At 63.2% G+C, this 23,332-nt stretch carries 20 protein-coding genes; 12 read left to right on the top strand and 8 right to left on the bottom strand.

Annotation, left to right across the window (positions count from 1 at the left end):
* Positions 1 to 8: 8 nt before the first annotated feature.
* On the bottom strand, positions 9 to 281 hold the full coding sequence (locus HDE78_RS18150) for a hypothetical protein (protein WP_179482105.1): 273 nt from the start codon (positions 279 to 281) through the stop codon (positions 9 to 11).
* A gap of 200 nt (positions 282 to 481) precedes the next feature.
* On the opposite strand from HDE78_RS18150, the gene aroE reads away from it, so the two are divergent.
* The 4 genes from aroE (at position 482) to HDE78_RS18130 (ending at position 4,177) form a co-directional block, all read left to right on the top strand.
* Positions 482 to 1,312, top strand: a complete 831-nt coding sequence (gene aroE, locus HDE78_RS18145; RefSeq protein ID WP_179482103.1) for a shikimate dehydrogenase — start codon at positions 482 to 484, stop codon at positions 1,310 to 1,312.
* A complete protein-coding gene (locus tag HDE78_RS18140) occupies positions 1,309 to 1,575 on the top strand; it encodes a YkgJ family cysteine cluster protein (RefSeq protein WP_343205712.1) in 267 nt (88 codons plus the stop codon). Before aroE ends, HDE78_RS18140 begins: the two co-directional genes overlap by 4 nt.
* 118 nt (positions 1,576 to 1,693) lie before the next feature.
* Positions 1,694 to 3,472, top strand: coding sequence for a peptide-N4-asparagine amidase (locus tag HDE78_RS18135; protein ID WP_255457890.1), 1,779 nt, complete (start codon positions 1,694 to 1,696; stop codon positions 3,470 to 3,472).
* Positions 3,473 to 3,709: 237 nt separating this feature from the next.
* On the top strand, positions 3,710 to 4,177 hold the full coding sequence (locus HDE78_RS18130) for an energy transducer TonB (protein ID WP_255457889.1): 468 nt from the start codon (positions 3,710 to 3,712) through the stop codon (positions 4,175 to 4,177).
* 37 nt (positions 4,178 to 4,214) lie between these two features.
* Here the strand turns inward: HDE78_RS18130 and HDE78_RS18125 are convergent, their stop codons facing one another.
* Both HDE78_RS18125 and HDE78_RS18120 read right to left on the bottom strand, forming a co-directional pair.
* Positions 4,215 to 4,544 carry a low molecular weight protein tyrosine phosphatase family protein gene (locus HDE78_RS18125; protein WP_218862521.1) on the bottom strand — a complete coding sequence of 110 codons (330 nt, stop codon included), beginning with the start codon at positions 4,542 to 4,544 and terminating at the stop codon, positions 4,215 to 4,217.
* Positions 4,544 to 5,080, bottom strand: a complete 537-nt coding sequence (locus tag HDE78_RS18120; RefSeq protein WP_179482097.1) for a gamma carbonic anhydrase family protein — start codon at positions 5,078 to 5,080, stop codon at positions 4,544 to 4,546. Before HDE78_RS18120 ends, HDE78_RS18125 begins: the two co-directional genes overlap by 1 nt.
* 435 nt (positions 5,081 to 5,515) lie before the next feature.
* On the opposite strand from HDE78_RS18120, the gene HDE78_RS21145 reads away from it, so the two are divergent.
* Both HDE78_RS21145 and HDE78_RS18110 read left to right on the top strand, forming a co-directional pair.
* On the top strand, positions 5,516 to 5,719 hold the full coding sequence (locus HDE78_RS21145) for a DUF6229 family protein (RefSeq protein WP_179482095.1): 204 nt from the start codon (positions 5,516 to 5,518) through the stop codon (positions 5,717 to 5,719).
* Between the two features lie 106 nt (positions 5,720 to 5,825).
* The gene (locus HDE78_RS18110) at positions 5,826 to 8,726 is read left to right on the top strand and encodes a type 2 lanthipeptide synthetase LanM family protein (protein ID WP_179482093.1); all 2,901 of its coding nucleotides are present in this window, start codon (positions 5,826 to 5,828) and stop codon (positions 8,724 to 8,726) included.
* A gap of 38 nt (positions 8,727 to 8,764) precedes the next feature.
* Here HDE78_RS18110 and HDE78_RS18105 read toward each other — a convergent pair whose 3' ends face one another.
* Entirely contained in the window at positions 8,765 to 10,492 is a 1,728-nt protein-coding gene (locus HDE78_RS18105; protein ID WP_179482091.1) for a patatin-like phospholipase family protein, read from the bottom strand.
* 150 nt (positions 10,493 to 10,642) lie between these two features.
* Between HDE78_RS18105 and HDE78_RS18100 the strand changes: the two genes are divergently transcribed.
* Positions 10,643 to 12,700: a M3 family metallopeptidase gene (locus tag HDE78_RS18100; RefSeq protein ID WP_179482089.1), complete on the top strand. Its 2,058-nt coding sequence runs from the start codon at positions 10,643 to 10,645 to the stop codon at positions 12,698 to 12,700.
* A gap of 152 nt (positions 12,701 to 12,852) precedes the next feature.
* Here HDE78_RS18100 and HDE78_RS18095 read toward each other — a convergent pair whose 3' ends face one another.
* The gene (locus HDE78_RS18095) at positions 12,853 to 13,062 is read right to left on the bottom strand and encodes a cold-shock protein (RefSeq protein ID WP_007809889.1); all 210 of its coding nucleotides are present in this window, start codon (positions 13,060 to 13,062) and stop codon (positions 12,853 to 12,855) included.
* Positions 13,063 to 13,399: 337 nt separating this feature from the next.
* Between HDE78_RS18095 and xth the strand changes: the two genes are divergently transcribed.
* The 5 genes from xth (at position 13,400) to HDE78_RS18070 (ending at position 18,635) form a co-directional block, all read left to right on the top strand.
* Positions 13,400 to 14,182, top strand: a complete 783-nt coding sequence (gene xth, locus HDE78_RS18090; RefSeq protein ID WP_179482087.1) for an exodeoxyribonuclease III — start codon at positions 13,400 to 13,402, stop codon at positions 14,180 to 14,182.
* Entirely contained in the window at positions 14,179 to 14,856 is a 678-nt protein-coding gene (locus tag HDE78_RS18085) for a YecA family protein (protein WP_179482085.1), read from the top strand. The genes xth and HDE78_RS18085 overlap by 4 nt, the downstream gene beginning before the upstream one ends.
* Positions 14,857 to 14,943: 87 nt before the next feature.
* Complete coding sequence (locus tag HDE78_RS18080) at positions 14,944 to 16,725, top strand: zinc ribbon domain-containing protein (protein ID WP_179482083.1); 1,782 nt, start codon at positions 14,944 to 14,946, stop codon at positions 16,723 to 16,725.
* A gap of 53 nt (positions 16,726 to 16,778) precedes the next feature.
* The gene (locus HDE78_RS18075; RefSeq protein ID WP_179482080.1) at positions 16,779 to 17,684 is read left to right on the top strand and encodes a hypothetical protein; all 906 of its coding nucleotides are present in this window, start codon (positions 16,779 to 16,781) and stop codon (positions 17,682 to 17,684) included.
* A 117-nt stretch (positions 17,685 to 17,801) separates the two neighbouring features.
* Positions 17,802 to 18,635, top strand: coding sequence for a pirin family protein (locus tag HDE78_RS18070; RefSeq protein ID WP_179482078.1), 834 nt, complete (start codon positions 17,802 to 17,804; stop codon positions 18,633 to 18,635).
* Between the two features lie 49 nt (positions 18,636 to 18,684).
* On the opposite strand, the gene HDE78_RS18065 is transcribed toward HDE78_RS18070, so the two are convergent.
* The 3 genes from HDE78_RS18065 to HDE78_RS18055 form a co-directional block, all read right to left on the bottom strand.
* A complete protein-coding gene (locus HDE78_RS18065; protein WP_179482152.1) occupies positions 18,685 to 21,456 on the bottom strand; it encodes a carbohydrate binding domain-containing protein in 2,772 nt (923 codons plus the stop codon).
* Between the two features lie 166 nt (positions 21,457 to 21,622).
* Complete coding sequence (locus HDE78_RS18060) at positions 21,623 to 22,444, bottom strand: carbohydrate ABC transporter permease (protein ID WP_179482076.1); 822 nt, start codon at positions 22,442 to 22,444, stop codon at positions 21,623 to 21,625.
* Positions 22,441 to 23,325 carry a sugar ABC transporter permease gene (locus HDE78_RS18055; RefSeq protein ID WP_179482074.1) on the bottom strand — a complete coding sequence of 295 codons (885 nt, stop codon included), beginning with the start codon at positions 23,323 to 23,325 and terminating at the stop codon, positions 22,441 to 22,443. The genes HDE78_RS18060 and HDE78_RS18055 overlap by 4 nt, the downstream gene beginning before the upstream one ends.
* Positions 23,326 to 23,332: the final 7 nt, after the last annotated feature.

Raw genomic sequence — 23,332 nt, 5'->3', positions numbered from 1 at the left:
GTCGGGTCTCAGTGCCACATGGCCGTGCGCAGGGTGCTTTGGCGGGGCCGCCGCAGGGCGAGCAGCTGACGCGGCAGCGACGGCTCCAGCGTCAGCAGCACGATCAGCGGCGCGCCGACCAGCCAGAACGCCGATGTCCAGCCAAGCATTTCGCTATAAACCGGCACCAGGGTGGTGGCCAGCAGAAAGCTGCCGGCCAGAAGCCACAGCACGGCGCTCCCGAGCAGGTGCCGGTGGCTGGTATTGTCGCGGTGGTTGTCGGAAAGCGGTTGTGGTCGCATCGGCAGACTCCTCGGGTTCGGATGCCTGCAGCTTCCAATACGCGTATCTCACAGGCTGCGACCGGTCGGCAGTCAATTCAAACGGGTGGTGCCGCGACGGCAAGCGGTTCCGGTTTCCGCAGAATCATCGCGAATAGATGGCTAGTAGAATGGCCTCGATGAGGCCGGACGCGGCGAACCCCCCAGCATTCTGGAAAACCATGGCTCCCCTTTCCTTTGCCGTCTTCGGCCATCCGATCAAGCACAGCGTGTCGCCGCCGATCCATCGGGCGTTCGCCGAGCAGTTCGGCATTGCGCTGGAATACCGAGCCATCGACGCGGCGCCGGCCGAGTTCAACGATGCTGTGCAGCAGTTCTTTGCCGACGCTGGCCGCGGCGCCAATGTCACCCTGCCGCACAAGGCCGCGGCCTTTGCTCTGGCCGATGACCGCAGCGAGGCCGCGACACGCGTCGGCACGGCCAACGTGCTGACGCGTCTACCGGATGGCCGTCTGGCCGCCCATAACACCGATGGTGCCGGCATGGTGCGAGACATGACCGAACGGCATGGCATCGCGCTACGGAGCAAGTCGGTGCTGATGCTGGGCGCCGGCGGTGCGGCTCGCGGCGTCGCGTGGAACCTGCTGGATGCCGGTGTGCAGACGCTGACCATCGTCAATCGTTCGCGCGCATCTGCCGATGCGCTGGCCGGCCTGATCGACGATGCCGAGCGCGTGCAGTCCCATGACTGGCAGCAGCTGGCCGAGCTTGGCTGTTTCGACCTGATCGTGCACGCCACCTCGGCAGGGGTGCTGGGCGAGGCGCTGCCGCTGCCTACTTCATTGGTCGACGAACATACGATCGGCTACGACCTCTCCTACGGCGCGGCGGCTGCCGGCTTTCTGGCATGGGCCAAGAGCGCCGGTGCACGCCAGGCCGTCGATGGCCTGGGCATGTTGCTGGAAACCGCCGCCGATACGTTCGCCCTATGGCACGGCCAGCGCCCGCAGACGGAGCCGGTCTATCAGTCGATGCGCCGGCAAACCGCGTGAGCGGGTTGCCGTGCCGCGCGGGCTGTGGCGCCTGCTGCATTGCGCCGTCGATCAGCTCGTCGATCCCAGGCATGCCGAACGGCAAGCCCGCCGGCGTCCGCTGCGTGCAGCTCACCGAGGAAAACCGCTGCGCCATTTTCGGTGACCCACGTCGCCCACCTGTATGCGCGAGCCTGCAGCCGGAGCCCGCGATGTGCGGCAGCGATCGCGGACAGGCGATGGCGTGGCTGACAGCACTCGAGACCGCCACCGCTGCCGGCTGACCCGTGTTGTGAAGTGCGGCAGATATTTCGCCGCGTAATTTTCTGCACCCCGCTTTTCATCCCTCAACCGTGTGCTACTTTTCCCAAACAGGGGCACCATCTCGTGGGGGAGTCACGCATGTTGCCGAAAGGGTTTTTCGATCGTCGAGCGGTAGTTATGGCGGGTCTGGCCTTGGTTCTGGCCGGCAGCGCCTTTGGCGCCGCTGCCAGCAACACCAGTCCGATCGGCTCGACCAATGTCACCGTAGCCGATCCCACCGTGCCGCGGCCGCCGGGCACGCCGTGCACGGTGCAGCTGTTCAGCGGCGTGGCGTTCAACGACTTCAACCCGCGTCCCTATGCCTACACGCCGCCGACGGGCTGCGGCACGCACTGGTCGAAAGTGGTGCTGGAAGCGGATTTTTCGGTCACTGCCGGGCGCCAGTTCGATCGCACCGCCACTCTTTGGCTCGGCGGTGTGAACCTGTATTTCGGTACGACCGAGGAACCCTCGTCCACGGTCGCACCGAGCTGGCACGTCGAGCGCGATCTCACCGACTACAGCGCCCTGCTGCGTCAGGCCGGCAACGGCCAGGCCCTGATCGGCAACGTGGTCGACAGCACCTATACCGGCGTGATCTACGGCAGCGCGAAGCTGCTGTTCTATCCGGTCTCGATTCTGGCACCGGCGGCGCCCGCGCCCGACGCCGTGATCCCGCTGGGCAGCGATCCGATCGGGAACACAGTGTCGCTGACGACATCCACCAGTCAGCTGAGCAAGTCGCTGACCCTGCCCACTAACGTCGAGCGTGCCTATCTGGACGTATTCGCGCAGAGCCAGAATGCCGACGAGTTCTGGTACACCTGCGTGCCCGATCAGTACGCCGCCGAGGTACAGGAATGCGGCGGCGGCAATTTCCGCGAGGCCGAAGTCAGCATCGATGGCCAGCCGGCCGGCGTGGCGCCGGTGTATCCATGGATCTACAGCGGCGGCATCGATCCTTACCTGTGGCGGCCGACTACCGGTGTGCAGACGCTGAACTTCATGCCGTACCGCATCGACCTGACGCCGTTCGCCGGCGTGCTCAGCAACGGCGCGGCGCATCAGGTCGCGGTAAGCGTCGCGGGCGCAAACAATTATTTTTCGGCCACGGCCAGCCTGCTGCTGTATCTCGACCCGCATGCGAAAACCGTCAGCGGCCAGATCGAGCGCAATACCTTGGTTGGCCAGCCGCCCACGCCGACCATCGGCAGTACGCTGAGCACCGATGCCTCGGGCAATATCACCGGCGCCATCACCACGCAGCTGAGCCGGCATTTCATCATCACAGGGTACGCCAATACCTCGCGTGGCCGCGTGGAAACCACGGTGGATCAGACCGTGGGTTTTGGCGACGTGCAGACGTTCACCATCAACGACACCACGTACCGCCAGGTGACCGATCAACAGACCTCGTCCGATAGCACCAGCCAGAGCAGCATCGGCGGATTCGTTACCGGCAAGTACAGCGAACACGTGCGCTATCCGTTGCATCTGGATGTCAACGAAGCGATTGCTGCCGACGGCAGCTTTAGGTTGGCCACGGTGGCGCATCAGGGCGACGAAAAGAGCACGGTGCATCAGCTGTTCGGCATCACGCTGTATTCGGCCAAGCTCAACAATACAGTCGATAGCGACGACACGCTGGCCTTCGACGCCAGCGGCAACCTTACCTCGCACAGCAACCAGCAGAGCACGCAAAGCTTCACCTTCAACGATTCGCTGGGTGGCTGCTATCGCACCGACGTCGGCAGCTTCAACGGGGCGGTATCCAGCTATGCCACCGGCACCGGCTGCCCGAACAAACAGAACCGCGTGTTCTGGTTCACCCACCCGGACGGCTCGCCGGAGAACGGCAACGCCGTGCTCGGCTGGTGATTCTCGCGCACGCTAACAGGTGATCGTCGCTTGCGTGGAGCGGCGACGGTTACATAGCCGTATTCTTCCTCGCGTTTCGTCACGCCGCTGACATATGGCATGACTATGGTGACGACCGCTTCCGCCGAAGCGCCCGATCGCGGGCGCCTTCGCGCGCGGTACGATCACTATCCGAGCGCCATGTCTACTTTTTCGTCTGCTGCGTTTTCCCGACGCGGACCAATTTTTGCGTCTGGCTTGGCACTCATTGTCTTAGCCGGCGGCATCGGCTGGTATGTTCACGCGGCAGGTTCAGCCCAAGCCGAAGCCGCGGGTTCCGGCACCTCGACCGACGCCAGCGGCGAGGGCATTCTGCTGGGCCTGGCGAAATCCGCGGTCAGCGAACACCGGCTCGTTGCGCCCGCCGGCAGCAACGCCTACGAGTTCTACCTCAGTCTGCTGCAGCTCGATCCGAAAAATGCGGTTGCGCGGGACGACCTGAATACGCTTTTTACGCAAGCCTGCAACGACGTCGAGCAAGCCATCAACGCGCGCGATGTCGACGAAGCGCAGCGCGAGCTTTCCCTGCTGCGCGATTACGACAGCAACAATTACAAGCTGGCACTGCTGGGCAGCAAGCTCAGCGCCCAGCGCATGGTGATGATGCGCGAGCACGAAGCGCAGGCGGCGGCGATCCAGGCGCGTACGGAAAGCGCGACACTGTAGCTCCTCGTCGCGCGCAGGCGGCGGGCGCGACATCTGTCTATCGCAGCACAGGCCCCACTTTTCGCAGCAGCAGCTCGATCAGCTCGGGCTGCATGAAAGCATAGTTGTCTGGAATATCCAGCACTACGACGTGCTTGCCTTTCAGATACCCGCGGTGGCGCTGCATCAGCCGTCGCCGGTGCGACGGCTCCATCACGACGATCAGATCGGCCCATTCCAATTGCTCGCCCGACAGTGACACGTCGGCGTCATCGGCGAGCCCGGCCGAGTCGGTTTCAACATCGGGCCATGCGGCAAACACCTGTTCTGCCGTCGGGCTGCGCAGCCGGTTGCGGCTGCAGAGAAACAGTACATGGCGCACAGCCATCAGCCGGCTGCCAGATACTCGTCTTTCAGGCGCACGTAGTGACTGGCCGAGTAATGCAGCTGCTCGACCTGGGTATCGCTGAGCAGCCGCACGAACTTGGCCGGGTTGCCCAGCCACAGTTCGCGCTCGCCGACGACTTTCCCCGGCGGTATCACGCTGCCCGCGCCGACGAAGCCGTACTTTTTTATCGTGGCGCCATCGAGCACGGTCGAGCCCATGCCGATCAGGCAGAAGTCCTCGATCGTGCAGGCGTGAATTACCGCGCCGTGGCCGATGGTGACGTCCTCGCCAATGATGGTGGGGAAGCCGCCAGGCGAATACGGGCCGTCGTGAGTCACGTGCACGATGGTACCGTCCTGCACGTTGCTGCGTGCGCCGACGCGGATGTAATGCACGTCGCCGCGAAGGACCACGCCAGGCCAGATCGATACGTCGTCACCGAGTACGACGTCACCGATCACGGTTGCCGCGGTGTCAACGTAGACGCGTTCGCCGAGGGTTGGGAGCAATCCTTTGTAGCTTCGTATCGATGTCATGGCAGCATTCTAGCGTTCGCGATCGTGGGGCGGGTCAATCACCGCAGCACGGTGCATCTGCCTTTCTATTACCTCGCAAGCGATGGCGCTAATTGGCACCGAGAGCAGGTCGCTGCCTAGTTTTCTAGGTACTTTCCATCGATTTCATCACGCCTCAAAACTTTCGAGGCGTAAATTCTTGCCATGCTGCGATGTAACATAGAAACCTGTTGACAGGTCGGCGTGCCTGAAAGCACTGTCCGGAGGCGGAACTTGGATATGGGGCACGATTGGACTGTTAATCAATTAGGCCTGTGGGAGTTTCGCAAGCACGTGAACGTCAATGTCCGGAGCTGGCTCCAATGGTGCGATTGATCTAGTAAGGGAGCTACCGGATTCTTCAATACAACTCATGATTGATACAAATCATGGTCAATAATCAAATGGAGAAAGATTATGCAATTGAATGACGAAATCGTTTCAGGTTGGCTCAGCGGTTCCGATAGCAGCGGTGGCTACGACAATCCGGCCGGACCGCTGTATATCGAGGGACTGGCGGTTACTGAAGCGGCACTAACGAGCGCAGGCCCCGAGATAATCACTTTGACATTGCGCGGAAGTACGACCTGTTCAGTGGCTGGTGGTTGCGCCTGCTGTTGATCTAGGTTGCCGCCTGCGGGTATCAATTTTGTTTGTGCTTAGGTACGCGCAGGCGGTCTTTCCAGCCAATTTCGGCCCCATGAACTGAAAGGACTCTTGGTGCACGATGACCGAAACCAACGCATCGGATGCCTTCGCGCGCATCATCGAACACTTTGCTGCTCCAACGTGCGTTTCCTTCGCCGCGCAGCTTGCGGAAATCGCCTATGAACTGGATCCTGAAGAAGCGGCACTGATCCAGTCGGTTGCCGAACAAGCTCTGCAAAATAGTGCGCGGCTCAGACTGAGTCGATTAATGCTGCTGGAACTTCATGCGTCCAAGTTGGCGGGTGAGCTGAACGCAGGAGACGAAGCCGGCCAATTTGCACAATTCGTCGAAAACGCATTAAAGCCTGCGTTCGCCGAACATCTCGACCGCCGCTATCCACCATTGCGCGCGCGTCTGCGGCGCCTGCTCGCTCAGCAGTCCAACGCCATTCACTCGCTGGTGGTGCGCTTTATTGCCGATCGCGCAGAACTGGGGCGCCTGCTGAAACAGCCTGCCGGGCGTTTGATCGGAGTGACTTTGGGCCAGGGCGATTTGCATGCGGGTGGCCAGACCGTGGCTCGGTTGTCGCTGGAAGGCGGCGAGGTCATGTACAAGCCACGTTCGCTGCGTGTCGACGAGACGCTTGAGGTGTTTCTTGGCAGCGTATTCGGTGACGCGGTCGATCGTGTGCGTGTGCCGCAGGTGATCGATCGCGGCGACTATGGTTGGGCTGCCTTTGTCGCGCATCGTTATTGCTCCGGTGAAGATGAGCTGCGGACCTTCTATCGTGGCTTGGGTCACTGGCTGGCCGTATTACGCCTGCTCGGTGGTACCGACATTCACCTGGAAAACCTCATTGCCGTCGGTCCGGTGCCGATAGTGATCGATGTGGAAAGCCTGTTTTCGACCCCTACTTCCGCGCCACCTTCCGGATACGGCCAAGCCTACGATCTTGCGGCCGCGATGATCCGCAGCTCGGTATTGCGCACGGGCATCGTGCCGTATCGCACGCCAGCGCTTGGATTCAATGGGGTCGATGTTTCCTCTGCTGGCGCACTGCCCGATCAACAGCCATTGGTGCACAAGCCGATCATTGTCGACGAAGGCACCATGTCGGCAAGGGTCGAGGTCGTCAGCGTGGACATGGTTCCGGCATTGAACCATCCCAGTCCGCGTCCGAAGGTATCCCTTTACTGGGACCAGATCAGCGAAGGATTCCTCGAAGCCAGCGCACGTCTGCACTCGCTGGATGCCGAGGAGCGTCTTGCACCGCTGCTGGCTTGCTTCGAGGGTTGCCGAGTGCGCGATGTCCGTCGACCTACCCAGGCTTATGTGGAGCTTGGTCGCATGCTGTGGCATCCAGCTTCGCTGCACGATGAAGGCAAGGCCATCGAGCGTGTTCGCGACCTTCTCGCACGCAATGCCGCCATAGTGCCGATCGCACCATCGGCGCCAGAAGAGATCATGGCCGAGATCGACGACCTGCGTCATGGCGATGTGCCGATCTTCGTTGCGTCGTTGAGCCGGTCCCAGATCGATGAAGTTTATGCCGACTGGCGGGCCATGCGCATCGAGCTTGAGGAACTGACGATACGCAGTGCGCTCGTTGCGACCGATCTCAACCAGCGTCTTCGCGATCGCGAAGAAGAAAGTAGCGGACGTTTCTACGCCGCTCAGCGGCCACACACCCACCGGCTCGACGAACGCCGACGCAAGCTGGCCGCCAATGCGGTCGAGCGTCTGTTGCGGCTGGCCGTGAGGGGCGACGATGGATCGGCAACCTGGATTACGCCAGAAATCGGTCGGAGCGGTTGGGCGGTTCAACCCGTCTATGCGGATGTGTACTTCGGTCTCGGCGGCATTGCGTCGGCGTTGGCTGGCTACCGGTTCGAGGTCGAGCATGGCCGTGCCGACGCAGTGCCTGGGCTCGATGAAGCATTGGCGGGAGCCTTGAAGGTCATGCGGTCCATGGAGGTGGCCGACAAACCGCAGACAGTTGGCGGTTTTTCCGGCTATGGCGCACAGATCTGGGCCTGGTTGAGCCTGTATGAGCTGCAGCAAGATCCGGAGTTGCTGGCGCGTGCCATTGCGCGTGCCGAAGCTCTGGAACAAGAAGGTTTCGAAGGCGACGAACTGTTCGACATCATTGATGGCGCCAGCGGCGCGATCATTCCTTTGCTGGGGCTGGCCGAAGTCACCGGCGACTCACGCTGGCACGTGCTCGCAGCTCGCGCGGCGCAGCGTCTGGAAACGACCGCGATCATTGACGAGCGCGGTGCGCGCTGGCCGATGGCAGGGACCGCGGAGCCGGCCGGTGGATTCGCGCACGGTGCGGCCGGCGTCGCCTGGTCGCTGGCGCGGCTGGCGCTGACCGCCGCTGGCAGCGCGGAAGATCGAGCTCGCTGGGTTGCCCTATCGGATCAGGCGTTCGCCTTTCAGGACTCACTCTACGATGAGGCGCAAGGCAACTGGATCGACATACGCGCAAATGCCGGCGATAACAGCTTCCATACCTGGTGCAACGGTAGCGTCGGCATTGGCCTGGCTGCCGGCGATCTGTATGCGCGCACGCGCGATCTGCGTCATTTGCGGACGTTGCGCCGTGCGGCTGCCGCTGCCCGCGGGAAGTGGGGTGCCAGCCATACGCTGTGCCATGGCGACATGTCTCTATGGGAACTGCACGTGCGCGCCGCGGAACTGGACCCCGACGGCTGCGCTACCGATCCAGACGAGGCCACCGCAGAGATCGTCTCTGCCATTGAAGAGCACCGAGGTATGGTCGGCGGGCTGACGCGTGCGGCTTTCACACCGGGTCTCATGACTGGCCTGGCTGGGGCGATACATGGCCTCAACCGAATGCATCCGCAGTGCACTCTCGCCTCACCGTTGCTGCTTGAACGTCGTGGGCAGAGACATAACTTGAAAAGTGCCGTTTTGCAGAAAACGGTCAAAACGTCAGAGATGCAGGCTGAGCGATAATCGGCCAAAAGATCGAGTCGAGCATCGCTTCAATCAAGCTATTGCAGCTGATTCAGCACCTCGATCGCATGCCGGTAGCCCGAGTCGATCGCGCGCTGCCAGTCCTTCCAGTCGAGCATGCCGATGTGATCCAGCGGCGGTGTGAACAGCAGCTGTGCCTGCGCGCGCCGGCGCAGGCTGGCTTCCTCGCCGTTGACCATGCCGGCGCGCACCAGGGTGGAAACCAGCCCCGGACGCTGCAGTGTTTTTCGTTGCAGCAGCAATCGCCACCACGGCGGGCTGGAGGATTCATTGACGTCGGTGCGCAGCGCGATATCCGCCTGCACGTCCAGCGCGGTGATGTGGGCGATGCCATCGGCGGCCATCACGTCGGTGGGCAGGTTGTTGACCAGCGCGCCGTCCACATGCACCTCGCCGTGCTGCAGCACCGGCGGCAGCACGCCGGGTATCGCGCTGGAGGCGCGCAGCCACAGCCACAGCGGCCCGTTCCGGTGCACGGCCTGACCGCCGCCGGAGAGCCGGGTCGATACGCAGAAATAGGGTAGATGAAGATCCTCGATGCCCAGCACGCCGAACGTGCGGCGCAGCATGCGCGAGGCGTGTTGGCCACGGGTCAGTGCCAGTAGCGGCAGGGTCCAGTCCGACAGCGGTCTTCCTTCGACGAAGGCACGGCGGAAGATCTCGGTCATCGTTTCGATATCCCAGCCGTTCGCCACGCCGGCACCGAGGATGGCGCCAATGCTGGTACCGCCGACGGCATCGAAATCGTGGCCTGCCTCGCGCAGGGCGCGCAGCACGCCCAGATGCGCCAACCCGCGCGCGCCGCCGCCGGCCAGCACCAGTCCGCGACCGTGGCCGCTGACCAGCCGCGCCATTCGCGCGATGTCGCCATCGCCGCAAATATGGTGATGCTGCAGTTCGCCGCTGAACACCGCGCGCCAGCGCAGCGCTGCGCTCAGCGACACCTGATGACCGGCATGCAGCAAGATCAGATGTCGCGGCCGATGGCGCGCACGCGAAGCGTGCACCGGCACCATCGTCGGCCAGTCGCGCGCCGGCTGTGCCGCGAGGGCCGGCAATAGCAGCACGTCGGCCTGACGCAGGCAGCGTTCGCGCCAGAGGCCGTCGTCGTTTCGTTGGCCGGGCACGTCGAGATAAATCACGAAGCGATGCTGTGCCTCGCGCGCGGCAAACCAGTCGCTGCCGCGTCCGTGTCCCAGTTCGGCGTCGACCACGAGACAGCTGCCGTAGGTTTCCAGCGCCATCACCAGCTGCATGGTCAGCGCGCGCGCCGGCACCGCGCCATCGAACGGCAGCACGGCGAAGGTTCTCGGCAGCCCGGGCGTTTCTTCGCCGCGGTCACGCCGCTGCAGGCGTTCGATCGCGGCGCGCGCGACGCCGAGCAGCGCCTGCGGATGCCCGGCCAGCACGCGCTCGAACGCGGCCCGGTCCAGTCGCAGCAGTTCGCTGTCGCGCAACGCTCGCACCATGCGGCCGCGCGTCTCGCCGCCGAGCAGGCTGATCTCGCCCACGCTTTCGCCGGCGCTGACGAGGTGACGCAGCACCGTCGGGTTGTCGAATACGCCGAGGCTGCCGCTTTTTACCAAATACAATGCGTCGGCCGGCTCGCCCGGCTTGAACAGCGGCCGTCCGCCGGGCAGGCCGAACCAGACCAGCTCATCGGCCAACGCTTCCAGCGCCGCCGGCGGCAGCTGCGCGAACGTGGCGCTATCTTTCAGCAGTTCTCTGACATCTGTTCGCCACATGGCGAGGATGTTACGGGGCCAATCATGACAATACGGCGCGTACGGTACGCGAACGTGGCGCAAGCGCGCCCTGTGCGGCTTTGTTCCGCTTGATTTCGCGCGCTGGCGTCGCCACGCTGGGGGTCTTGAGAGAACTTGCATGAGATGCGCATGAACCAGGCCAACCCGCTGCTCGCCGACGACGTCCTGCCGGCGTTTTCCCAGATTCTTCCGGAACACGTCGAGCCGGCGATCGATGCGCTGCTGGCCGACTATCGCGACGATATCGCCGCGCTGACCGCGCCCGACGCACCGCGCGATTTCGCCACCGTGATGCTGACCCAGGAGCGGCTCGAACAGCGCCTGTCGCGTGCGTGGGGACCGGTGGGCCACCTGCATTCGGTGGCCGACAGTGACGCGCTGCGCCAGGTCTACGGGCCGGCCGAGGAGAAACTGACCGAACACTCGATCGAACTAGGTCAGAACCGCGAGCTGTATGCCGCCGTGCAGGCACTGGCCGATGCGCCGGACTTTGCGCAGCTGCCGCGGCCCGAGCGCGCGCTGGTGGAGCATTCGCTGCGCGATTTCACCCTTTCCGGCGTGGCGCTGGATGAGCCGGCGCGGTCGCGCTATCGCGACATCGGCGTGGAGCTGTCCAAACTCTCTACCGAATTCTCCAACGCGGTGCTCGACGCAACCGAGGCATGGCAGGAGCACGTGACCGACGAGCGCGATCTGGCCGGCATCCCCGAATCCGGCCGCGCGGTGCTGCGTCAGTACGCCGAAGATCAAAAGCTCGCCGGCTATCTGGTCACGCTGAAACAACCCAGCGTGCAGGCCGTGCTCGGCTATGCCGACAACCGCGGCCTGCGCGAGCGCGTGTACTGGGCGTACCAGACGCGCGCCTCGGATCAGGGCCCTAACGCCGGCAAGTTCGACAACTCCGAACGCATCGAAAAAATCATGGCGCTGCGGCACGAGTCGGCCCAGCTGATCGGTTTCCGCAACGCCGCCGAGGAATCGCTGGCGACCAAGATGGCCGGCTCGCCGACCGAGGTGATGGAATTCCTGCATGACCTGGCCGCACGGGCCAAGCCGGTCGCGCAGCAGGAGCTGGCCACGCTGCGCGACTTCGCCCGCGACGAACTCAAGCTCGACAACCTCGAGCCCTGGGACGTCGGCTACGTCTCCGAAAAGCTGCGCCAGCGGCAGTACGCGCTGGATGAGGAACAGCTAAAACCGTATTTTCCGCTGCCGGCGGTCATCGACGGCCTGTTCGCGCTGACCAGCAAGCTCTACGGCATCACGTTGGCGGCCCGGGACGATGTCGACGTGTGGAACCCTGACGTGCGCTTTTACGACGTGCGCGATGCCGACGGCCGCGTGTTTGCCGGCGCCTACATCGACCTGTATGCCCGCAACGGCAAGCGTGGCGGCGCATGGATGGACGTCTGCCGAGCCCGTTTCGATGACGGTGAGCAACGTCAGCTGCCGGTGGCCTTTCTCACCTGCAACTTTCCGCCGCCGACCGGCGGCAAGCCGGCCCTGCTCACCCACGACGACGTGCTGACCCTGTTCCACGAATTCGGCCACGGCCTGCATCATCTGCTGACCGAAATCGCCCTGCCGTCGATCGGCGGTATTGATGGCGTGGAGTGGGATGCGGTCGAGCTGCCTAGCCAGTTCATGGAGAACTTCGGCTGGAATCGCGAGGCGCTGGACCTGTTCGCCCGCCACTACGAGACCGGTGAGCGGCTGCCTGACGAATTATTCGAGCGCATGCTGGCGGCGCGGCATTTTCAAGCTGGCCTGTTTCTGGTGCGTCAGCTGGAGTTCGCGCTGTTCGATTTCACCCTGCACCTGGAATACGACCCGGCCCAAGGCGCGCGGACCATGAGCGTGCTGGACGAGGTGCGTAAGCAGGTGGCGGTATTGTATCCGCCGGCCTGGCAGCGGTTTCCGCACGCCTTTAGTCACGTCTTTGCCGGCGGTTACGCGGCCGGTTACTACAGCTATTTGTGGGCCGAGCTGCTCTCTGCCGACGCCTTCGGCACCTTCGAGGAGCAGGCGGAAAAATCGGGCAGCGTCATCGACCGCGCCACCGGCGATCGCTTCCGCCGCGAGGTACTGTCCGTGGGGGCCAGCCGGCCGGCGCTGGAGAGCTTCATCGCCTTCCGCGGACGAAAGCCCGAGCCGGAGGCGCTACTGCGCAGTCACGGTTTGGCGTGAGCCAGAACTAGACGGTCGCCGCTCGTTCGGGGGGCGACCGAACTTTCATGCGTTCCTGGGCGTGGCTTCTGCATTTCCGGTGTGCCGGCCAGCCACGGCCATAAAAAAAGCCCGCCGAAGCGGGCTTTTCAAATCGCTAAAGTCCGAAGGACTTAGGCAACCTGGACTTCTTCAGCCTGCAGGCCTTTCTGGCCCTTGGTGACTACGAACGTGACGCGCTGACCTTCCTGCAGGGACTTGAAGCCCGTGCCCTGGATCGCGCGAAAATGCACGAACAGGTCATCACCGCTTTCCGGCGTGATGAAGCCAAAACCTTTGGCGTCGTTGAACCACTTGACTGTACCGCTCTGACGATCCGACATGTAACATTACCTTTGAAGCAGTGATGGTTTGCGGCTCGGAGCGAATAGCACTTTACCGCAGTATGAGCAGGAACCTAGGGTCTCCCCGAGGGCTTGCTTCCTAAGCATACACCGTAAATACGGTTACCGGTCGGTTTTATCCCCGAAAATCCTGAAAGTTCCTTTTCCTCATCGGAAAAAGGCCGCTCTTTTTGCGCTTTATCCAAATCTAATCAAGGGTTTTGCCGGTTTCAGGGTCATGCTCGATCGAGCCCCTTGCCTGGCCTGCGGTCGCTGATGATGGCGGGATGGTTGAAATAGCCGGGGCCGGCATTGGCTCATCCCTTACAATATCGCCATGAAAATCGCCTCATGGAACGTCAACTCGCTGAAGGTGCGTCTACCCCACCTCACCCAGTGGCTAGCCGACGCGCAGCCGGACATCGTCGCCCTGCAGGAAACCAAACTGGAAGACGCCAAGTTTCCGGTCGACGAGCTGGCGGCCGCCGGCTATCGCGCGGTCTTTTCCGGCCAGAAAACCTATAACGGCGTGGCGATCCTGACGCGAGCCGATACCTGCGCCGAGCCGCGCGACGCGGTGACCGACATTCCAGGGCTGAACGATCCGCAGCGGCGCATTCTGGCCGTCAACATCGGCGATCTGCGCGTAGTCGATCTGTACGTCGTCAACGGCAAGGCGGTCGGCGACGAAAAATACGCGTACAAGCTGGACTGGCTGGCCAGAGTTCGTGACTTTCTCGAAGCCGAACTGGTGCGCTATCCGAAGCTGATCGTGCTGGGCGATTTCAATATCTGCCCGGACGATCGCGACGTCTACGACCCGGTCGCCTGGGGCGAGGACATTCTGTGCTCGCCGCCGGAGCGTGCCGGTCTAAAGGCCATCACCGAGCTCGGCCTGCACGACAGCTTCCGCCTGTTCGAGCCCGACGCCGGATACTTCAGCTGGTGGGATTATCGGCAGGCGGGATTCCGCCGCAATCTGGGCCTGCGTATTGACCTGATCCTGATCAGCGATACTCTGAAATCGATAGCCAAGGCCGCCGCCATCGACCGCGAACCGCGACGCTGGGAGCGCCCTTCCGACCACACGCCGGTGCTGCTGGAACTGGACACGAAATGACTGCAAAGACCGAATGGCCCAGCTCGCTGGACGATAACGAACTGGAAGAACTGGACCGCTATCTACGCGCCCATTCTGGCGAAGGTGACCTGCTGCTCGATGGCGTGCACGGCCTGCTCAGCGCGCTGGCGGTCGGCCCGCTGCTGGTGCTGCCGGACGAGTGGCTGCCCGAGGTGCTGCACGAGCCCTTCGCCGACGAGGACGAGGGCAACCGCGTGCTGGCCCTGCTGGCCAAGCTCAACGATTCGATCAGCGCCGAACTCGATGTCGACGCGTACGAGCCGATTCTCGGCGAAGTGGAGCTGGAAACCGGCCCGATGCTGTCGGCCGCCGGCTGGTGCGAAGGCTTCAGCCGCGGTATCGATCTGCGCGCCAGCCTGTGGGAAAACCGCCTGTCGGAAGACCCGCAGCTGATGGAGCTGCTTGGCCCGGTGATGGCGCTGGCGGTGGACGAAGGCATCCTCAGCGCCGATACCGAATTCGAAAAGCTCAGCGACGACGAATACGACGAGTGTCTGTCGCAGGTGCCGGCCGTGCTCGGTGCAGTCAATCAATACTGGCAGGCCAAGCCGGCGACCGAGGCCGAGGTGGAGGCGATGGTGCAGGCCATCCCCGAGACCAAGGACGACGACAACGCACCACCGCGCCAGCGCAGCGGCCACTGGGTGCATTGATTCGAGCGACGCTCGTCCCGGCCGTTGGGCGGTCGCGCGCCGTCATCGATCACGCCGTTATCCATACCGTGTCGACAGGGAATATCCATGGCTTATGAATACGGTTCCAGCGCCAAAGGCCTGGATTTTCCCAATCCCTTCCGCGTCGAAAACGTCTTCCGCTTTATCGCCGCGGCGATTCTGATCGGCGGCGGACTGATCGCGCTTTTTCAGGGTCGCGCCGGCCTCTACGCGCATATCGGCGGCTGGGCGTTGGCGCCCATCATCGTCGGCGTGGCGATGTTCGCAGCAGGCATTCAGCACGCGGCGGTGGGGCTGAGCCGGCTGCGCTTTTTCTTCGGTCGCGGCAAACCGGCCGGCCTGGCCGGTGAATTGGCCGACGCCCAGCTCGGCGAACTGGCCGGCGCGGTCGCGCTGAAGTCGACCATTCGCGGTGGCGCCATCTCGGTCGACGAGCCCACGGGCGCCTTGAATGGCCTGCTTTACAGCCTGGTGCGATCGTTGATCTGGGCGCCGCAGCGGATTCAGTGGGTGGCGCAGCGTTTATTTCGCACCGGCCTGACTCTTGCCGTCGTCCTGCTCGGCCTGCTGGTCTCGTTGCTCGGTGTGCTGAGCGAAAAGGACATGGCCTGGCTCGGCCTGTTCTTTTTCATCTACACCGCTGCATTGCTTCTCAAACCGCTGGAAAGCGGCTCGCAGGCGAGCACGCACCTGGGCTCCGCCGGGCTGATCGTGCTGGTACTGGTGGCGATACTCGCGCCGGTGTTGATCCATACGATTTCGCCCGCGCTGCCCAATCTCGGCGGCATCGACCTCAGCGGGCAGGCGCTGTTTCTGCTGCTTTGCGCGCTGATATCCGTACTGGTGTTTTTCGTCGCCGTGCTGCGGCAGATGGTGGCGCCGCCGCAGACCACCATGGCCTGCGAACTGGCGACGGTATCGATGAACGCGCCGCCGAACCAGATCCTGGTCGAGCTCGATCGCGAAATGCAGCGCAACTGGATCGAGCAGATTCCCAACCGCCGCTACGCGCGCTACGTGCCGCAAACGGTGGGCGACAACGGAACCTTCCACGGCGAACTGCTGGAGGAAACGCAGCCGATGCCGCGTGAGGACATGCGCACGGTGAGCTTTTCGCATGCGCTGGCCGAACCGCGCTACCGCTGGCTGACCGTGCTCAGCGCGCTGGGCGTTCTGTATACCGTGGCCGGTTCGATTGCGCTGCTGCTGTTTACCCATCAGGTGACGATGGGCGAGCTGGCGCCGACGCTATGGAAATACGTCTGCTACGCCGGTGGCATGTTTTCGCTGGCGCTGTTCTGCCTGCGTGCCGGGCATATTCTGTGGGCGCGGTTTGATTTTGTTTCGCTTATGACCTGGGTCGAGATCGACGGCAGCTTTCAGCGCGCGCATACGGCAGTCGGTGCGCCGTTCACCGATCGCGTGCGCACCGAGAAAGACATCGTCAGCGTCAACGACATGACCCTGCGGGTGTGGGTGGCCGAAGTGGACTCGGTCACTTTCGGCAGCGAATCCGAACGGCGCATCGTCGGCCTGCGCGGCCTCACCGATCGGGCCAGCGCCTTGCGCAAACAGCTGGAAAACTTTGCCGCGGACCAGAGCAGCGTCGACATGCCGACCTCGCGCCGCGACGTTGAAAAGATCGCCGCCCTGGGCGCGATGAATCAGTTCGGCGGCCGGCCCGCCTCACCGGATGCGCTGCTCAAGGCGATGGGCGGTGCACCCGCGCCAGCCGGCGCGCCAACCGATGCACCGAAACCACCGGCCTTTTGCCCTCACTGCGGTGTAGCGACATCGGTCGGCGCACGTTTCTGCGCCAGCTGCGGTCATTCTCTGGGAGCCATGTGAAGCCATCGGGTCTATCATCGACGTCAGACAGATGCTAGTCGAAAGGAATCAGCGTGTCGCAAACGCATTTGAATGTGCTCGCCATCTTCCTTTGCGCTGTCCTCGCGCACGTTCTTCCCGCAACGACATGGCTCGGCGCCTACGCGGTCCTCGGTCCGGCCCATTACCTCACCGAAATTTCCTGGCTGCATGACCGAAAGTATTTTGTGAGCCGTCCAAGGCTGTGGATCATCACGGCGCTTGCGGTGCTGATGATCATGCTCGTGCGCCCGAACCAGCCCGAGGCCGACGGTGTGTTTTGCGCGTTGCTTGGAGGATTGGTCGCCGCGGGCCTGGGCATGTCGATGGTCGTGACTGTCCTCGTCACGGCTTTCTCGGCCGGTATTGGCATGGCGGGCGCAAAGCTGGGCTGGGGCTTCGTTCTGGCGGTGGTCGTGCTCGTGCCAACGCTTATCCACGTCTTTGCATTCACGACGATGTTCATGCTGGCCGGTGCGAGCCGCACGCGCCAAACAAAGGATTGCTTGCCGCTTGCTGCTCTGGGGCTGGCGGCGGCCAGTTTTCTTTTGCTGCCGACCGTGGATCTCGGCGACGGCAGCTTCTTGAAGACGGCCGAAAAAAGTTTTCCACGACTATTGGAGTTGTTGTCGGTACCAGGCCACGGTGTTGCGTTACGGCTGGTGGGCTTCCTGGGCTTTGCTTATGCCTATCACTACGTAAACTGGTTCCTGAAAACGGGACTGCTGGGCTGGCACCGTGTGTCATCGACGCGGCTGGTGCTGCTGGCGAGTGCGTGGGCTGTGGTGATGTTTGCCTATGCGCAGAGCATCGTTGTCGGCCTGCTTGTCAGCTTGCCGCTGAGCCTTGGCCATGTGCTGCTGGAGCTTCCGTTGAATATGCGCACGGTACGCGGACTTTGCAGCACATCGTTCCTGCGCCCCCGTCTGCCTATGGCCTGATTCAAGCGCATCGAGCCCTAACTGGCGAGCTCTAGGAAACAATCCGTTCCCATGAGCGCCCTTGGCAGCGTGCCGCGTCGGGTCCATCTTGCTGGAATCTTTTGACGGAGAGCAGACATGACCGATCGCCATATCGTCCGCCGTATCCGCGGCATGGATACCTCCGACGGCGCGGGCGTCAAGCTCAAGCGCATCATCGGCCAGCCGGGGCTCGACATGCTCGACCCGTTCCTGATGCTGGACGAATTCCGCTCCGATCAGGCGGGCGACTATATCGCCGGTTTTCCCGAGCATCCGCACCGCGGCTTCGAGACCGTGACCTACATGCTCGCTGGCAACATGCTGCACAAGGACAACCACGGCAACAGCGGCGATCTGAAGCCCGGCAGCGTGCAGTGGATGACGGCCGGCCGCGGCATCCTGCATTCGGAGATGCCACAGCAGGAAAACGGCCTGATGTGGGGTTTCCAGCTGTGGGTGAACCTGCCGGCGAAGGACAAGATGATCGCGCCGCGCTACCAGGACATCGCGCCGGAGAACATCCCGGTCGTGCATCCCGCCGACGGTGTGGAGGTGCGCGTGCTGGCCGGCGAGCTTGCTGGTGCAACCGGCCCGGTCGAGGGCATCGCCACCAACCCCGTCTATCTGGATGTCAGCCTGCAGGCGGGCGCCGCGCTCACGCTGGATCTGCCGAAGGGTCATCACGGCTTTGCCTACGTGTTCGATGGCGAGTCGGCCCTGGTCGGCGGTGAGCAGCTCAAGCGCAGCGAGTTGGGCGTGTTTTCCGACGGCGACAGCATTCAACTCAAGGGCGCTGAAAAGGCCTCGCGACTGATTGTGGTCGCAGGTCGCCCATTGAACGAGCCCGTCGCCCGTTACGGCCCGTTCGTGATGAACACGCAGGCGCAGATCCACGAGGCGATTGCCGACTTCCGCGCCGGCAAGTTCTGAGGCCTGTGCCTTCCGCCACGGGAAGGCACGCTCACTCGGTCTAGGGAATTCAGCGCGGGTGCTGCACGCGCAATTGGGCAGGAACGCGGCGAATGACGATTTCGTCGCCGCGCCACATCACCGGACGCCCATCCAGCGACGCGTTTTTTGCGCCTGGCTTGCCCGGGTAAGGCCATGGTAGAACCAGACCGCCGGGTGGCACGGTCAGGCCGCCGTCGATCTTCAGTTCGAGTGCCGTGCCGGTTTCCCGCAGCGAATAACTCAGTTCCCCGTACGGGGTGCGCAAGTGCGCGATGCCGACACCCTTGCCGCCCATCCACGCCGGTGAGATGCCGGCCGCCAACACCAGCGCGCGATCGCTGCTGCGCTCATAGGCAAACATGTCGTAAACCGAGCGCATGAAATCCGAGGCGATCCACGCGTGCGGCATGTCGCCGACAAAGCGCGGTTGGCGCGGGTCGTGTCCGACCACTTCGGCCCACTGGTTCCATGCCGCCGGGCGGCGGCCGTCGAAAAAGAACGTAAACAGCTGCTGCAGTCGATCGCGCCAGCCCAGCCGCACGAAGCTGCCGATGGTGCGGATTTCGTACGGTGTGTAGTCGGTCCACGGCTGCTTGCCGTCGCGACGCGCGATGAAATTTTGCCAGTAGCGTTCGAATGTGCGTGGCAGCAGGTCCGGTGGCAGCCAGTCGATGGCATCGCCAGGCGACAGGGCGATCGTGGTCGAGGTCGCGTCGAAATCGCCGAGCTCGGCCGAGCCCGGAACGTAGTCGATGTGATGCTGCTGCATGGCCAGCAGGATCGAGGCCTTCAGATCGGCCTGGAACTGATCGCGCGAGGCGGCAAATTTCTTTGTCTCTTCGGTCTTGCCCAGCGCCGTGGCCAGCTGCACGGCATCCTGATAGCCGATCAGCGACCAGAAATCGTCCCAGTACGAATGCATGGGCTTGGCCCAGTAACCTTCGTGACTGATCGATGCGGGCATCAGTCCATACAGGGCACGCTTCGCATCCGCGGCGTTGACGGATGTGCGCTCGCTTGCGCGCAGCGTGTCCATATAGGCGACGGTTTGTTCGACGTGCGGCCACAATTTTTCCAGGCCGGTGCGATCGCCGCTGTAGCGCCACCACTGCGCGATGGCGAAAATCAGCTCGCCCTGGCTGTCGTTCTCGGGCACCGGATCGGCGCCGCGCTTGTCGATGCAGCAGGGCACCTTGCCGGTATGAAACTGCTGCGGTGCGTACCAGTTGATAAAGTCGCCGGCCGCGTCGGCGTGGCCACTGCGCAGAAGAGCCTCGCTCATCATGGCGCCGTCGCGGATCCACGAACGAGCGTAGGAGCGCGTGCCCGGCTGCAGCGCGTCGCCGTCGCGCGACATCAGAATTTGCGCCAGCGTGCTGCGCGCGGTATCGGCGATGGCCTGCTGTCCGTCGGGCAGCTGCAGCGTGACGCGGTTGAGCTTTTCGCGCCAGGCCGCCGCGGTTTGATCCTGCTGCTGCCGAAGCCACTGCGCAGCATCTGGTGGCAGCGCGAACGACGGCTGTTCCCCGGTAGCGCCCAGGTTGGGCACGACGAGCCCGAGCGTTACCTCGCCATGCGCGGGCAAGGTGAGTCTGTAGAGCAGTGCGCCCTGAGCGTAGCCGGAGCCGTCGTGCAGTGAGGCCTTCTCGATGCCCGCATCGATTTTCGCCGGTGTGCCGCTGGCCAGCTTTTCGGGCAAGGTGACCGTGCCATGTGGGCTGGCCACAAAGGCAGACGGCGCCTGCAACGGCACGATCTGTTGCGAATCGTTCACGCGCAGCGCGCGGCCGCTCCAGTCCAGATCGTGGATCGGGCTGATGCCTGATTTCATATTCAGGAACTGCGTCGGCGGATTGACCTGGAACGGCCGGACCAGCAGCGCGAGCATCAGCGAGCGTGGCGCGTCGCCGTCGTTATGCAGCCGATACTGCGCGAAGAGGTTCGAATCCTTTGGCGTGCCGCTGGCGAAGGTGGTCGTCTCCAGACTTAGGCCGTTCGCCTGCCAGCGTACCGTGGGTATCGGCAAATAGCCGTCCAAAAGCTTTTGCTGCGTTTTTACCGTCGCCCAATCGATGACCGTATGGCCATCGAACAGCATCGGCTCGATCGACCAGCCGCCCTTGCCCACCTCGATCGCGCCGTCTTCGGACATCAGTGCCGAATGCGGCGCGCCACCATCGACGCCGACAAGAGTCCAGTAGCTCTGTTCGCCGCTGAGACCGCGCGGGTACATACCGCGTACCGCACGCCGCGCCTGCTGCACCAGCGGGGTCTTGTTCGGATCATCGGTTGGCGTAGTCTGTTCCGAAGCAGCGGTCACCGGCAGCGGCGTCAGGCGCAGGTTGCCGAAGCAAAGCTCGCCCTTGCCGCCGTGGCCGGCGTAGACGGTGAACTCGATCGCACTGCTCTGGTGCAACACCTTGTCCTTGGCGGTTCCCCAGGCGAAATCGATATCCCGCTTGCCGACCTCGATCGTCTGCCAGTTTTCGCCGGGCTGAAACGCCTCGTGACGGTACCACCACACATTGTCGCCACTGGCATCGACCAGGCGCAGCTGCAGATCGTTCGCCGGCATCGCACCACGCACGTCGAACGACAGCGCATAGTTGGCGGGGAACCGGATAGGCAGCGCGCGGTGCAGCGTCACACCGCCGGACACGCCGTTGAAATTGAAATCCACGCAGACGGCATCGCCGCTTTTGCCCTTGACCGCTTTTACCGACGCACTGATGTCATCAGTGCCGGTGGCCTTCCAGGCGTCCGGGTGGCTGAAATCATCCAACGCTTCGACGGAAGGCATCTTTGCCGCATGCCCCGCGACGGCCAACGTCGGCAACAGGCCAGCCATCATCACTAGCGTCGCGCCGGCATGGCGACAAAGGTCGATGCACACGCACTTCAATGGCTTAACCATCATCATTTCTACCCTGCCTGCCCTATCCCGTGTGTTTCAACCTCTGCCTGCCTCAGCCTTTGACGCTGCCCAGCAGCAGACCTTCCAGGTAATAGCGCTGCATCGCCAGAAACAGCACCAGCACGGGCAGCACGGTGACGACCGAACCGGCCATCATCAGTTCGCTGTCCTGCGAGTGCTCACGCGCCAGCGAGGCCAGCCCGATCGGCAGGGTGTAATGTTCCTGCCCGGTCAGCACGATCAGCGGCCACATGAAATCGTTCCAAGCGGCGAGAAAACTGAAGATCGCCAGCGTCACCATGATCGGCTTCAGCAGCGGCATCACGATCTGCAGAAAGATCCGCCATTCGCCCGCGCCGTCGATGCGCGCGGCTTCCATCAACTCGTCGGGAATGCCGCGCGCATACTGGCGCACCAGAAAGATGCCGAACACCGTGGCCATCCCGGGCACGATCACGCCGGCATAGCTGTTCACCAGTCCGATGTATTTCAGCAACAGAAAAAGCGGCAACATCGCGACCTGGGCGGGAATCACCAACGCGCCAATCAGCGCCTGGAACAGGCGCTCGCGCCCGGCGAAGCGCAGCTTGGCGAAGGCATAGCCGGCCATCAGATTGAACGACAGCGACAGCAGCGTGATGGCACCCGATACCAGCAGGCTGTTGAGCAGGTACGTACCCATGCCGGCATGCACGAACAGCTCGCGATAGTTGTTGAGTGTTGCATGCGATGGCAGCAGCGGCGGCGGCAGCGAGCTGGCCTCGCCCGGCTGCATGAAAGACACGGACAGCATCCACAAAAGCGGAAACAGCGCGATCACGGCGCCGCCGATCAGCAGCCCGTTGATCATTGCCTTGGCCATGCGCGGGCTCATGCGTCGGCTCCTTCGCTGCGCCGGGACAGGCGCAGCATCATCGCCGTCACCGCAAACATGATCAGGAAAAGCAGAAAGGCCACGGCGGAGGCCGAGCCAAGATTCCACCACTTGAAACCTTCCTCGTACATCAGGTACAGCACGCTGGTCGTGCTCTGCAGTGGCCCACCCTCGGTCATGACATAGGGTTCGGCGAACAGCTGGAAATAGCCCGACACCGTGAGAATGCTCACCATCAACAGCGTCGGCCCCAGCATCGGCAGGGTGATGTGGCGGAACTGCCGCAACGCCGAGGCGCCGTCGATGCGGGCGGCCTCGTACAGATCGATCGGAATCGCCTGCAGGCCGGCCAGAAAGATGATCATGTTGTAGCCGAAGTTCTTCCACACAGCGAACAGAATGATCGTCGGCATGGCCCAGTGCGGATCGCCGAGCCAGTCGATCGGATGGACGCCCAAATGTCCGAGCACATAGTTGGCTATGCCGTACTTGGTGTTGAACAGGTAGCGCCAGATCACCGCCATCGCCACCACCGTGGTCACCACTGGCGCAAACAGCGCGGTGCGGAAGAACGGCTTCATCCGTGCCAGCGGCGAGTTCAGCAGCATGGCGGCGCCCAGTGAAGCTCCCATCGACAGCGGTACGCCGACGGCGACGAAATACACCGTGTGCCCGAGCGCCGACCAGAACAGCGGCCGCTGCAGCAGCAGCCAGTAATTGCTCAGCGCCACGAAGCGCAGGTTGTGGATATTCGCCAGCGCATAGATATCGTAGTCTGTCAGGCTCAGCGCCAGCGCCGCAATTACCGGCAGCAGAAAGAACAGCCCCAGCACGATCAGTGCCGGTGCCAGGAATAGCCATGCCATGCGCTGCTTGTTCATCGGAAAC

Source organism: Rhodanobacter sp. K2T2, assembly GCF_013408815.1.
Lineage (GTDB): Bacteria > Pseudomonadota > Gammaproteobacteria > Xanthomonadales > Rhodanobacteraceae > Rhodanobacter.
The sequence above is the reverse complement of the archived record's forward strand: the minus strand, read 5'-3'. Positions and strand labels throughout refer to the sequence as shown.